At 50.9% G+C, this 11,623-nt stretch carries 11 protein-coding genes; 6 read left to right on the plus strand and 5 right to left on the minus strand.

From position 1 onward, the window contains the following. On the minus strand, positions 1–1,320 hold the full coding sequence (gene srfA, locus ACLJNW_RS03715) for a virulence-associated effector SrfA (protein WP_001129953.1): 1,320 nt from the start codon (positions 1,318–1,320) through the stop codon (positions 1–3). Positions 1,321–1,543: 223 nt separating this feature from the next. Between srfA and ACLJNW_RS03720 the strand changes: the two genes are divergently transcribed. Next, positions 1,544–1,777 carry a YdcY family protein gene (locus ACLJNW_RS03720; RefSeq protein WP_000018720.1) on the plus strand — a complete coding sequence of 78 codons (234 nt, stop codon included), beginning with the start codon at positions 1,544–1,546 and terminating at the stop codon, positions 1,775–1,777. Positions 1,778–1,781: 4 nt separating this feature from the next. On the opposite strand, the gene ACLJNW_RS03725 is transcribed toward ACLJNW_RS03720, so the two are convergent. Beyond that, entirely contained in the window at positions 1,782–2,231 is a 450-nt protein-coding gene (locus tag ACLJNW_RS03725; protein WP_001076571.1) for a DMT family transporter, read from the minus strand. After that, positions 2,231–2,746 carry an L-methionine sulfoximine/L-methionine sulfone acetyltransferase gene (gene mddA / locus ACLJNW_RS03730; RefSeq protein WP_000155373.1) on the minus strand — a complete coding sequence of 172 codons (516 nt, stop codon included), beginning with the start codon at positions 2,744–2,746 and terminating at the stop codon, positions 2,231–2,233. Before mddA ends, ACLJNW_RS03725 begins: the two co-directional genes overlap by 1 nt. 211 nt (positions 2,747–2,957) lie before the next feature. Between mddA and ACLJNW_RS03735 the strand changes: the two genes are divergently transcribed. Both ACLJNW_RS03735 and mcbR read left to right on the plus strand, forming a co-directional pair. Next, positions 2,958–3,995, plus strand: a complete 1,038-nt coding sequence (locus ACLJNW_RS03735) for an NADP-dependent oxidoreductase (RefSeq protein WP_001517827.1) — start codon at positions 2,958–2,960, stop codon at positions 3,993–3,995. A gap of 333 nt (positions 3,996–4,328) precedes the next feature. Then, a complete protein-coding gene (mcbR, locus tag ACLJNW_RS03740) occupies positions 4,329–4,994 on the plus strand; it encodes a colanic acid/biofilm transcriptional regulator McbR (protein WP_023203898.1) in 666 nt (221 codons plus the stop codon). A 66-nt stretch (positions 4,995–5,060) separates the two neighbouring features. On the opposite strand, the gene pqqU is transcribed toward mcbR, so the two are convergent. After that, a complete protein-coding gene (gene pqqU, locus ACLJNW_RS03745; protein WP_000692037.1) occupies positions 5,061–7,181 on the minus strand; it encodes a TonB-dependent receptor PqqU in 2,121 nt (706 codons plus the stop codon). Positions 7,182–7,444: 263 nt separating this feature from the next. On the opposite strand from pqqU, the gene ACLJNW_RS03750 reads away from it, so the two are divergent. Next, the gene (locus ACLJNW_RS03750) at positions 7,445–8,506 is read left to right on the plus strand and encodes a YncE family protein (protein ID WP_000550636.1); all 1,062 of its coding nucleotides are present in this window, start codon (positions 7,445–7,447) and stop codon (positions 8,504–8,506) included. 144 nt (positions 8,507–8,650) lie between these two features. Then, positions 8,651–8,872, plus strand: a complete 222-nt coding sequence (locus ACLJNW_RS03755; protein WP_000732362.1) for a YgdI/YgdR family lipoprotein — start codon at positions 8,651–8,653, stop codon at positions 8,870–8,872. A gap of 76 nt (positions 8,873–8,948) precedes the next feature. On the opposite strand, the gene ansP is transcribed toward ACLJNW_RS03755, so the two are convergent. Continuing rightward, entirely contained in the window at positions 8,949–10,442 is a 1,494-nt protein-coding gene (gene ansP / locus ACLJNW_RS03760) for an L-asparagine permease (protein ID WP_000857110.1), read from the minus strand. 512 nt (positions 10,443–10,954) lie between these two features. Here ansP and steA point away from each other — a divergent pair. Continuing rightward, the gene (gene steA / locus ACLJNW_RS03765) at positions 10,955–11,587 is read left to right on the plus strand and encodes a type III secretion system effector SteA (protein WP_001147141.1); all 633 of its coding nucleotides are present in this window, start codon (positions 10,955–10,957) and stop codon (positions 11,585–11,587) included. Positions 11,588–11,623: the final 36 nt, after the last annotated feature.

An 11,623-nucleotide genomic window follows, 5' to 3' on the forward strand; every position in this document is an offset into this window, starting at 1 on the left:
TCAGGCACCTATCTTTTTAAACGTCAACGGAATTGCCGCGTGGTCGCCATAACGGGCGGTACAGGTTGCGACGTCATTGACGCCTGCTTTACAGGTAATTTCCGGCATCGGATAACGTGAACCGTCGGTGCAGCGCGCATTGCCGCGACTTTTAATCATCAGCTCGCCCGTTTGATGCAGACCAGAGAAAATTTCCGCCCGACAAACCACGTTATCGCCATGTACTACGCGCGCGATGCCTTTGTTATTTTGGATCTGATAACGCAGAGAGGGCGGCTTGCCGGTAATCGGATCTTTGACATCCACACTGACGCGCCAGCTACCGTTTAAAAAGCGCGTGGTTCCAAGCTTCATCTGCGTATTGTCCATCACCAGCGCGTCTTTGGGGATAGCGGCAATGATAACAGGCGCTTCCGGCAACGGCGCCGCTTTGGGGGCGGGCGTCACCTCAGCGCGATGCAGCGGCAAATGCGCGGTGAGTTCAGGCAAGGGGGTAACGTCAGTTTTCGCGGTAGCGACAGGCGCGGCGCGAACAGGAGAGGCCCCGTCAACGGATGAAGATGGCCAGAAAAAAGGCGTGGCGACGGCGGCGATAACCACGGCAGCGACAGGTAAGCTCCACAGCGGTAGACGGCGAGCTCTTTTCGCCTCAGCGACCGGGATGGGAGTGGCCGACTTCGGCTCGCTAACGATAACGGGCGGCGCAACAGGTTCCTCCGGCATTTTCGGCGGCTCAATGACAGACGTTAACAAAGGTTCATCCGCCTGACTAAACGCCGCCTCTACCAGCGGCTTTTCTTCGGGCTCCGGCTCGACCAGAGGGATGTCGGGGATTGCCTCGGTTACCCGCAGGCAGTCCAGCACATCATCGCGTGTATTTTCGTTGAGATTAACGAATCCCCAGAAGGTGATAACCGGTTTGCCGTTAACCAGGAAAACATGATTTTCGCCGGGAAATTGCGTCGCTTTCTCAAGTAGCGACCCAAATAGCTGGAGCGCTGTTTTACCGGATTGCAGACTTTTGCGACTGAGTGCAGCCGCGCTTTCAAAAGTGCTGGCTAAATAACGTAAAGCCCGAGAACGTGTCTCTTCGTCAGCCGCTTTCCACGCTATCGCCTGACCTTCAATCGGCGAATACCAGTCAACCCGATCGCCATTATCGTTAAGTTGCGGAATCGCCAGACAGTCAACCATCGCCTGCTGTTTACGCAGACGAAGCGTTTCGCGAATTTGCAATGCTGATTCAAATACGGCCTGACCGCCGCCGCCCACGGCCTGATAATCATCCAGATTGCCGCTGCGCAAGAGAGATTTTGCCACGTTGTTATCCCTTAGACTTCTTCACGCGTCTACTTTACGGGGTCTATACGCAAGCAAACGGTGGAAGAAAGGCAAAAAGGCGCGAATTCTCGGTCTATTAAGCCCCGTATTTTCACTTGACGTAAGTTAAATCAGAGTGGCGGCGGCGAATGACCGCATCGGGCGACAATAACGCGTATAATAGGCGAATCATGCTATTACAGAATAAAGAGTAGGAGAGCTTATGTCGCACCTGGAGGAAGTGAGCGCCCGCGTGGATGCCGCCATCGCGGAGAGCGTAATTGCCCATATGAATGAATTGCTGATTGCCTTGAGCGATGACGCTGAATTACGTCGCGAAGATCGTTATGTGCAGCAGCAGCGTTTACGCACGGCTATCGCGCATCACGGCAGGCAATATCAAGAAGATCGGGACGCGCGCCGCGAGCAGCTCACCAAAGGCGGCACGATCCTGTAACCCATTAAAACTGGCGCTTCGCAATCAGCCATGCGCCAATGACCAGCAACAGCGCGCCAAACGCCGGCCCGACCATTGCGCGTAACGTGACGCCGTGGCTACGCGCGATATCCAGCGCCAGTCCGCCGATTAACTGGCTGGCGACCAGTACCGCGATAGTCGTCGCGGCGCCAACGTTCTGATACCCGCTAATGCTGGCAAATACAAAAAATGACCCCAGCAGACCGGGGATCAAAGTCCACCAGCGAACGCTGGCGACCAGCTCGCCGAAGCCCGTAGCGCCTTGCTTAAACCACAATATCGTCACAAATAAAACGATCCCTACCAGCGAGTTCAACAGCATAGCGATCAGAATCGTCGATGATGTCTGCGTAATACGCACCATAATACTGTTTTGTACCACCAGCCCGACGCCGGCGGCGATCAAAAAGATAAGCGTCAGCGACTGGTTCATCAGCAGGCGTCCGGCGCGGCGTGTTCATCAAGCTGGAGCTGCATAAACGTAAGATCTAACCAACGGCCAAATTTTACGCCGACCTGCGGCATTTGCGCGGTGACGGTAAATCCCAGCGAATGATGCAGGCGTATCGAGGCGGCATTCTGTGACTCAATACCGGCCACCATCACATGCTTGCCGCAGCGTCGGGCTTCATCGATCAGTCTGCTGAGCAGTTTTCGCCCCAGTCCTTTCCCCTGGTGCGCCGGATGAACATAAACCGAGTGCTCGACGGTATAGCGAAAACCGTCGAAACTGCGCCAGTCGCCAAATGATGCATAGCCAGTCACCACGCCATTTTCTTCGCTTACCAGCACCGGATAGCCCAGTAATTGACGGGCCTCATACCAGGCAAGGCGATTATCCGTATCGACCGTCCGATCGTTCCAGATGGCCGCAGTATGTAATACCGCATGGTTATAGATTTCGGTAATCGCGGCGCAGTCTGCTTTATCGGCAAAGCGAATCGTCATAGGGAACCCCAGGGAATGTTTACGATAGTGTTAGAAATACTATTGAAGGCGGCATAAATCAACGAATTAGCGCAAGAATTCATATTTAGCGAGAGGGGAAAGAAAGTCGTTCATAAAAGCGCACAGCCTGATATCTGAGAGTGTTTAACTCCCTCAGAAAGCTAATGTTCGACTATTATTGATGGATTATGCCAGGCATGAGGAGAATAGAATGAAGCAACAGACCAACCGAAATCGTCGTTGGGTTTTGGCCTCGCGTCCCCACGGCGCGCCGCAGATGGATAACTTCCGCCTCGAAGAAGATGACGTCGCGACGCCCGGTGAAGGGCAGGTGCTATTGCGTACCGTTTTTTTATCACTCGACCCTTATATGCGTGGCCGTATGAGCGATGAACCCTCTTATGCGCCGCCTGTTGAACCTGGCTGCGTTATGGTTGGCGGTACGGTCAGTCGCGTTGTCGCGTCAAACCATCCTGATTACCGACCAGACGAATGGGTGTTGAGTTACAATGGCTGGCAGGATTATGACATTTCAGATGGCGAAGGGTTGGTAAAGCTGGGTGATAATCCGCAACATCCTTCCTGGTCGCTGGGTATTTTAGGAATGCCGGGGTTTACCGCCTATATGGGGTTACTGGATATCGGCCAACCGAAAGAGGGCGAAACGCTGGTTGTCGCCGCCGCCACCGGCCCCGTAGGCGCAACGGTTGGGCAAATTGGCAAGCTGAAGGGCTGCCGGGTCGTGGGTATTGCTGGCGGCGCGGAAAAATGCCGTCATGCGACAGACGTTTTGGGATTTGATCTGTGCCTTGATCATCACGCTGATAATTTCCCACAACAGCTTGCGCAGGCCTGCCCGCAGGGTATCGATATCTATTATGAGAATGTCGGCGGTAAAGTCTTTGACGCCGTCTTACCGCTACTGAATACGTCGGCGCGGATTCCGCTCTGCGGTCTGGTCAGCGGCTACAATGCGACAGCGTTGCCGGACGGTCCAGACAGACTGCCTCTGCTGATGGCGACATTACTTAAAAAGCGTATTCGTCTGCAAGGTTTTATCATCAACCAGGACTATGGTCACCGGATACATGAGTTTCAGCAAGAAATGGGGCGTTGGATCAAAGAAGGGAAAATACATTACCGGGAGCAGATTACTGATGGGCTGGAAAATGCGCCAGAAGCGTTTATGGGGCTGCTGGCGGGGAAGAACTTTGGCAAAGTCGTGATACGTTTAGCGGACGATGCGTAAAGAAAAAATGGCGGCATTATGTCGCCATAAAAATGTGCAAATTTTAAAATTGCGGCTTTACTTATATTCATCATTCAGATCGCGGTGGGGCAGCTTATCTCCCTCAGCGGCCTGAACCGGTCAAAAATCTCGATACATGAAGGAATGACGGAGATAAAACGGTTGCCATAAAGAAACCTGTATTGTTGTAAAAGATGAGAATATCACGCAAGTAAATTATCACTTTTATTTATTTGGCCGTTCAGGCCTGGATTATCTTTTTTACAATTAAGTTCCGAAACTTCTTCGGGACTCGATTGCGATGTTGTTCTGCCAAGAGGTGAAGGAAGGAAAATGCCGGGTACGGAAAAAACACAACATATAAGCCTGACCACACAGGTTGAAAATCGGTTAAAGCATCAATTGTCTATTGGCGCATTAAAACCAGGCGCAAGGCTTATCACTAAAAATATCGCTCAAGAGTTAGGCGTCAGTATTACGCCAGTGCGTGAGGCCCTGTTAAGGCTGGTCTCTTCCAGTGCTTTGGCGGTGGCGCCAGCACAGGCGTTTATGGTGCCGGAGATCTCGCTGGAAAGTTTGCTGGAAATTAATACGATTCGTACTGCCCTGGAGGAGATGGCGGTGGTCGCCGCTGCGGGTAAGATTACCCCGGATCATGAGCAGACGCTGAATGCGCTATTAGATGAATTTCAACAGGCGCTGGAAAGTGGCGTTATGGAGAAAATTCTTTTGGCCAACCGCGCATTCCGCTTTGAGATCTACCACTACGCGGATATGCCAACCCTGTATGCCATGATCGAGCAATTATGGGTACGCCTGGGGCCAAGCCTGCATTTTTTATATGATAATTTTAAACTTGATGATTATCAAAACGGCGTTAATCTGTACAGAAAATTGCTTAATGCGTTAGTGACTGGTGATAAAGAAGCCAGTCGCCACTGCCTACAGAACGTTTTGCAACAAAACGTAGCGACGATTAAAAATCAGTACTTCATGTAACCTTTATGAAACTATGACTTATCAATAGCGGGGATTCCCCGCTATTGCCGGATATTTGCCGGATATTTATTCAAATTGCCATGCCAGATTAATCCCCACGCCATAGTTACGTCCTGGCGCTGGCTCATAATATCGGCCATTAGATTCATTAACGATCACCGAACCGATATATTCTTTATCAAATAGATTATCTACCCGCCCAAAAATATCGACGGTAAGCTGACTGTAATTAAATTTATACCCTGTATTTAGTCCAACAACGGTATACGAAGGCGCTTTGGCGGTATTTTCATCATTGGCCATGATATCGCCCATATACCGAACGTCTGTTCCGGCGTACCACCCCTCATCCGGGATAAAACCTAATGAGGCGAATCCCATATTACGGGCGATGCCGGGCATTCGGTTTCCATCACAGTTTTGCCCCTGACAAACGTTACTGCGATAGGTCGCATCCAGCCAGGTCCATGATGCTTTCACCCGCCAGTCGCCGGCGAAGCGCTGGTCCAACGCGAGCTCTGCGCCCTGGCGGCGTGTTTTGCCCGCGTTTTTGTAGGTAGTGCGTCCTCCCATACTGCTGGCGACGACAATTTCATCATCGGTATCGGTTTGAAATAACGCGGCGGTCAACAAGCCATTTCCAATCCGCGTTTTACTGCCGACTTCCACCGTATCATTGGTCGACGGTTTGAGGTCAAAGTTGAACCCGCTTTGGCCGTCAGCGCGATAAGAAAGCTCATTGATTGTGGGAGTTTCAAATCCGCGACCGGCAGCAAGATAGAGATTCCAGGCGTCAGTTAACGCATATTTTAGCGATCCGGCGGGTAGCCAGTGGTGATAGCTGGCGTCGCCGCTATCATCGCCATTGCCGGGCGCGATATAGTGATCGTTAGAATCGAACCACACGGAACTGTAGCGCACGCCAGCATCCAGCGAGAGTTTTTGCGTAAGCTGCCACTGGGTTTGCAGATAAGGATCGACATTCCACATCAGGTTACGCTCATCCCGCCGTAAATCGCCTTTATGCCCAAACTCAGGGGTGCCGTTGTTGAGACGGAAGTTATTGTAACCCTTGCGGTTTTCGCTCATGTTTTCATAGTTTACTCCGCCAGTGAAGGTGACCGGCACACCTAATTCTCCCCGGTGAGTCCAGCGGGAATCAATGCCCTGATAGTGGCGTTGCAGTGTAATTACGCCGCCAGCCTGGGCCGGTTTTAGCTGTGCTACCAGGGGAATAGACTGGTATTGCGTGGTTTCCCGCTCTCCGGCGTAGGCCATCACGCTGATATCATCCTGCGCGCTGAGCTGACGTTCATAACGCAATCCTGCCTGAGTTTGTTTGATGGTTTTACGCGTATTGTACTGTTCAGCGCGCGGCGCCTGTTGCGGATCGGCTTTCCATTCAGATTCGGTAAGTCCGCCGGGATCGTCCGCCTTAATGTCCACACTATTAAAAATCAGCGAAAGTTTACTGACATCGTCAAGGCGCACGCCCAGTTTGGCATTAGCCAGATTTTTTCGCGCGCCGCTGTGATCGCGGTAGCCGTGGGTGGTGAAACGGGTAGTTGATACCGTGTAATCCACGTCGCCAGGCTGTGTGCCGTCACCCATCGCGCCCGTGGCTTTTAGCCCATAGCGCCAGCTTCCATAACTGCCGTAGTAGCTGCTGGCCTCAAGGGTGGGCGGTTGTCTCCCGGTTTCGGTGGTGACATTTATTACGCCGCCGGAAGCATTGCCGTATAGCGCTGAGAAGGGGCCGCGTAACACTTCAACGTCTTGTATGCTGTTAATATCAATATTCGAAATCTGGCCTTGTCCATCCGGCATGGTGGCGGGAATGCCATCAACATACAGACGAATGCCGCGCACGCCAAAGGCGGAACGCGAGCCAAATCCACGGATAGAGATTTGCAGATCCTGCGCGTAGTTCTGCCGGTTCTGCACCTGCAATCCCGGGACGCTGGTTAAAGACTCAGATAAATTAACGCGAGGCGTCGCCAGACGCATGTCTTCTCCCTCAATGACGCTAACGGCGGCAGGTGTATCCAGCTCGGATACGGTTTGCGGCGTTGCGGTGACTATCATGGTTTGTTCATTGGGCGCGCTGGCGGCCTGAAGGACCGGGGAGAAGGTCAGAGGCAATAAGAGGGCGGGATAAAGTCGCTGTCTAACGGAAATAATTTTCATGAAAATGCCGGATAAATGTAAGCGTATCAACGGAAAACGTGACATTAAGGGTAGTCAATATGTAAAGTTTTGAAATTTTAATCGCACATTAAGTTAAGAAAATGTGCGGTATTTAAGAGCCATGACATTCGCAGGCGAGGAAAAGCTCCACTTTCTGATAAATAATGATTATTATTCTCAACTTATAATAAGTGCGGAACGAAGATCCCGCGCAGCGAAGTAGTGTGAAGCAGCTATACACGTTTTTATCAAAGGGAGTCGTCATGCACTTACGTCATCTTTTTTCGCCGCGCCTGCGTGGTTCTTTATTGTTAGGTTCGCTCCTCGTCGCATCCTCATTTAGCACGCTGGCGGCGGAAGACATGCTGCGTAAAGCGGTAGGCAAAGGCGCTTATGAGATGGCCTGGAGTCAGCAAGAAAACGCGCTCTGGCTGGCTACATCGCAAAGCCGTAAACTGGATAAAGGCGGCGTAGTTTATCGTCTCGACCCGGTGACGCTGGAAATCACGCAAGCGATTCATAACGATCTCAAGCCGTTCGGCGCCACCATCAATGCCGCGACCCAAACGCTGTGGTTTGGCAATACCATTAACAGCGCAGTTACCGCGATTGATGCCAAAACGGGTGATGTAAAAGGTCGTCTGGTACTTGATGCGCGCAAACGTACTGAAGAGGTTCGTCCGTTACAGCCCCGTGAGCTGGTTGCCGATGCGGCGACCAACACGATCTACATTAGCGGTGTTGGTAAAGAGAGTGCTATTTGGGTAGTGGATGGCGAAACCATCAAACTGAAAACGACGATCGAAAATACCGGCAAAATGAGTACGGGTCTGGCGCTCGACAGTAAAGCGCAACGCCTGTACACCACCAATGCGGATGGCGAATTTATCACTATCGATACCGCCAGCAATAAAATTCTCAGTCGTAAGAAGTTGCTGGATGACGGTAAAGAACACTTCTTTATTAACCTGAGTCTCGATACCGCAGGTCATCGCGCGTTTATCACCGACTCGAAGGCGACTGAGGTTCTGGTTGTCGATACCCGTAATGGCAATATTCTTGCCAAAATCGCGGCGCCTGCTTCTTTGGCCGTCCTGTTTAACCCGACACGTAACGAGGCGTATGTGACACATCGTCAGGCAGGTCAGGTCAGCGTGATCGATGCGAAGACCTATAACGTTGTTAAAACGTTCGATACGCCGACGTACCCGAATAGCCTGGCGCTATCGGCAGACGGTAAAACGCTCTACGTCAGCGTGAAGCAGAAATCGACACGTGAACAGGAAGCGACGCAGCCGGATGATGTTATTCGCATTGCTCTGTAAATAGGGTATGGAGGGGGAAACCCCTCCAGTCATCTCTTTAAACGCACCGATACGCCTCGTTACACCCCGCCGATAGCCTGATGATTCTGTGAGAATTACACTGCCTTTTTGCTGTAGTTAACTCATTATATTCACGAGGAAAATATGAAAAAGTTATTTATATGCTCAGGTTTGGGCATGATGTTTTTTATGCTTGCGGGTTGTACAACCAACTATGTGATGACGACGAAGAATGGGCAAACGATCGTAACTCAGGGTAAGCCGCAGTTAGATAAAGAGACGGGGATGACCAGTTATACCGATCAGGAAGGCAACCAGCGGGAAATTAACAGTAATGATGTGGCGCAGTTGATTAAGGCTGACTAAGCATTGGGCGCGATGCGGTGTTGGCGGCAACGCGCATTAAACCCGGCAGGCCTGGGGCTGCCGGGGAAGGGGAATGTTATGTCGCTGCTTCTTCTTTCAATACGACATTCTCTGTCGAATCCGCCGTTACTGGCGCAGTGCGATGGATCTCCGCCACGCGACGTCGCACGCCAAACCAGCCGGCAACCAGCAGAATGGCGATCAGCGGCAACGAGGCGATAGTGTAAGTTCCATTCGGGTAGTCAAACGCCATGAGAACCAGCACGCTTAATAAAAACAGCAGCGTTAGCCAGGAGGTAAAAGGCGCGCCGGGCAGTTTAAAACTGACGTCTGCGGCTTTGCCTTCTTTTATCGCCTGGCGTAAACGCATCTGGCACACCATGATAAACGCCCACGATGCGATAATGCCGAGCGAGGCAAAATTAAGAACGATCTCAAACACGCGGGAGGGGACCAGGTAATTCAGGAACACGCCGACCACGTAAACCACCAGAGTCGCCAGAATACCCGCATAGGGCACATGCTGACGGCTCATTTTCGCCATGAATTTCGGCGCGGAACCCCCCATCGACATTGAACGTAAAATTCTCCCCGTACAGTAAAGCCCGGAGTTCAGGCTGGAAAGCGCGGCGGTTAATACCACGATATTCATAATACTGCCGATATAAGGCACGCCAAGTTTAGAAAAGAAGGTGACAAACGGACTTTGCCCCGCCTGATAGGCGTTCCACGGCAGCAGCAAAACCAGCAATACGACCGATCCTACATAGAAAAGACCAATACGCCAGATCACGCTATTGATGGCTTTTGGCACCATCGTCTGTGGATCTTTGCACTCCCCAGCGGCGGTACCGACCAGTTCAATCGACGCAAAAGCGAACACCACGCCCTGAATCAGTACCAGCGCGGGCAACAGGCCGTGCGGGAAAAAGCCGCCATTATCTGTAATCAGGTGAAAACCGGTGGCATTACCCTCAAGCGGTTGACCGGTACCGAGAAAAATCGTGCCTACCACCAGGAAGATAACAATGGCGAGTACTTTTATCAGCGCGAACCAGAACTCCATTTCGGCAAACCATTTTACGCCGATCATGTTCATAGTACCGACAATGGTTAACGCGCCGAGCGCAAACACCCATTGCGGAACGTCGCCAAATGCGCCCCAGTAGTGCATGTATAACGCCACTGCGGTGATATCGACGATCCCGGTCATCGCCCAGTTAATAAAGTACATCCAGCCTGCGACGTAGGCCGCTTTTTCACCCAAAAATTCACGGGCGTAGGAGACGAAGCTCCCGCTGGAAGGGCGATGCAATACCAGTTCGCCCAGCGCGCGTAAAATGAAAAAAGAAAAAATGCCGCATATCAGATAGACCAGCGCCAGTGCCGGTCCGGCCATTTGCAATCGGGCGCCTGCACCTAAAAATAAACCGGTGCCAATCGCGCCGCCGATAGCAATCATCTGAACCTGACGATTCCCCATCGCTTTGTGATACCCCTCTTCATGGGCGTTCAGCCAGCGTCGTTTCGCCGCATGTTGTTCTGCGGCGTGCGTAGTCTGTGTTTTCATTACGTTACCTGTTATAGCCTGTCCTGACAGAAAAATTCCTTATGCCGCGACGGGCGCTCACCAATCGATTGCCTGCAATGGCGAATGCCGCTTTTCCCTGATTCTGTGACAGGGATAAAACCGCCGGCGGAGCATCCTACCTGCAATTGTTAAATGACGCAAAACATACGGAAAGAAGAAAATGAGGATGTCGTGTTTATTTGTGCGGTTAGATGTGGTGCGGTGTGGTCACGATTCAGCCAGATAAGCTTTCAGCACAAATCCGCAGTGATTGCGTTGCGCAATAATTAATCAGGGTTAATCCCTGCAGGGATTTATGGTCATAGATATGACCTCGAACGATAAACCACCTGACGATATTGAAGCAGCATAAGATCAGGCCGTTGCGCCTGTTATTCTCATTTTCTCCTGAAAATGTATGCCTTTGAGCAATTTTGTTGATTGACATATCGTCATAATGAGAGAGGAGTAGGACATATAAAGCTATTGAGCAAAATTTGAAGGAGCAGGATATGCCATATACATCAGTTTCTACCTATGCCAGAGCTTTATCAGGAAATAAGCTACCTCATGTTGCTGCAGGAGATTATGAAAATAAATTATCAACAAAAATCATGAAAGGCATCTTGTATGTGCTTACCGCAGGACTGGCCTACGGATTTACGCGAGTAATTGAACATTATTGCAATGTTACGCCTAAAGTTGATGAGTTCTGTGCCAATGCAGGGAATATCCATAATCACCTTGCAGATGCTGTACGTGATGAACAATTTATTATAGATGTCGAGCTTTCTGATGGTCGGATGTTAACATTCGAACAACTCTCGCTGATGGCTGGACGTGAGCCAATCGTCAGGATATCGGATGGCGAACATACCGTTGAGGTTAAGGGGTCCTTTGAAGATATCTGTATGAGACTGGAAGAGGGATTTTTTGAGGCGCCAGCGTACTATAATTATGATATTGATGAAAAATATAAAACCGTCAGAGAGCGAATAGCAGAATATAATGCCTTACCTCAGGCATTAGGTGCCATTCCGAGTTTAGAACATTATATCGCTCGGGCCAACAGCATGGGCGAGGCGGAAGCGCAACGGGCGGCCGACATAAAAGATCGTTACCATAACTATTTAGACAAGTATTAAAAAGCGCTTATGTTTAGCCAGTTTTGTTAGAAATCA

It is taken from the genome of Salmonella sp. SAL4457, from assembly GCF_046548235.1.
GTDB classification, from domain to species: Bacteria; Pseudomonadota; Gammaproteobacteria; order Enterobacterales; family Enterobacteriaceae; genus Salmonella; species Salmonella enterica.

Excerpts from the sequence above, each read along its gene's own strand:
- ACLJNW_RS03720 (WP_000018720.1), top strand. The coding sequence starts at position 1,544 with ATGTCGCACCTGGAGGAAGTGAGCGCCCGCGTGGATGCCGCCATCGCG.
- ACLJNW_RS03725 (WP_001076571.1), bottom strand. The coding sequence starts at position 2,231 with ATGAACCAGTCGCTGACGCTTATCTTTTTGATCGCCGCCGGCGTCGGG.
- mddA (WP_000155373.1), bottom strand. The coding sequence starts at position 2,746 with ATGACGATTCGCTTTGCCGATAAAGCAGACTGCGCCGCGATTACCGAA.
- ACLJNW_RS03735 (WP_001517827.1), top strand. The coding sequence starts at position 2,958 with ATGAAGCAACAGACCAACCGAAATCGTCGTTGGGTTTTGGCCTCGCGT.
- mcbR (WP_023203898.1), top strand. The coding sequence starts at position 4,329 with ATGCCGGGTACGGAAAAAACACAACATATAAGCCTGACCACACAGGTT.
- pqqU (WP_000692037.1), bottom strand. The coding sequence starts at position 7,181 with ATGAAAATTATTTCCGTTAGACAGCGACTTTATCCCGCCCTCTTATTG.
- ACLJNW_RS03750 (WP_000550636.1), top strand. The coding sequence starts at position 7,445 with ATGCACTTACGTCATCTTTTTTCGCCGCGCCTGCGTGGTTCTTTATTG.
- ACLJNW_RS03755 (WP_000732362.1), top strand. The coding sequence starts at position 8,651 with ATGAAAAAGTTATTTATATGCTCAGGTTTGGGCATGATGTTTTTTATG.
- ansP (WP_000857110.1), bottom strand. The coding sequence starts at position 10,442 with ATGAAAACACAGACTACGCACGCCGCAGAACAACATGCGGCGAAACGA.
- steA (WP_001147141.1), top strand. The coding sequence starts at position 10,955 with ATGCCATATACATCAGTTTCTACCTATGCCAGAGCTTTATCAGGAAAT.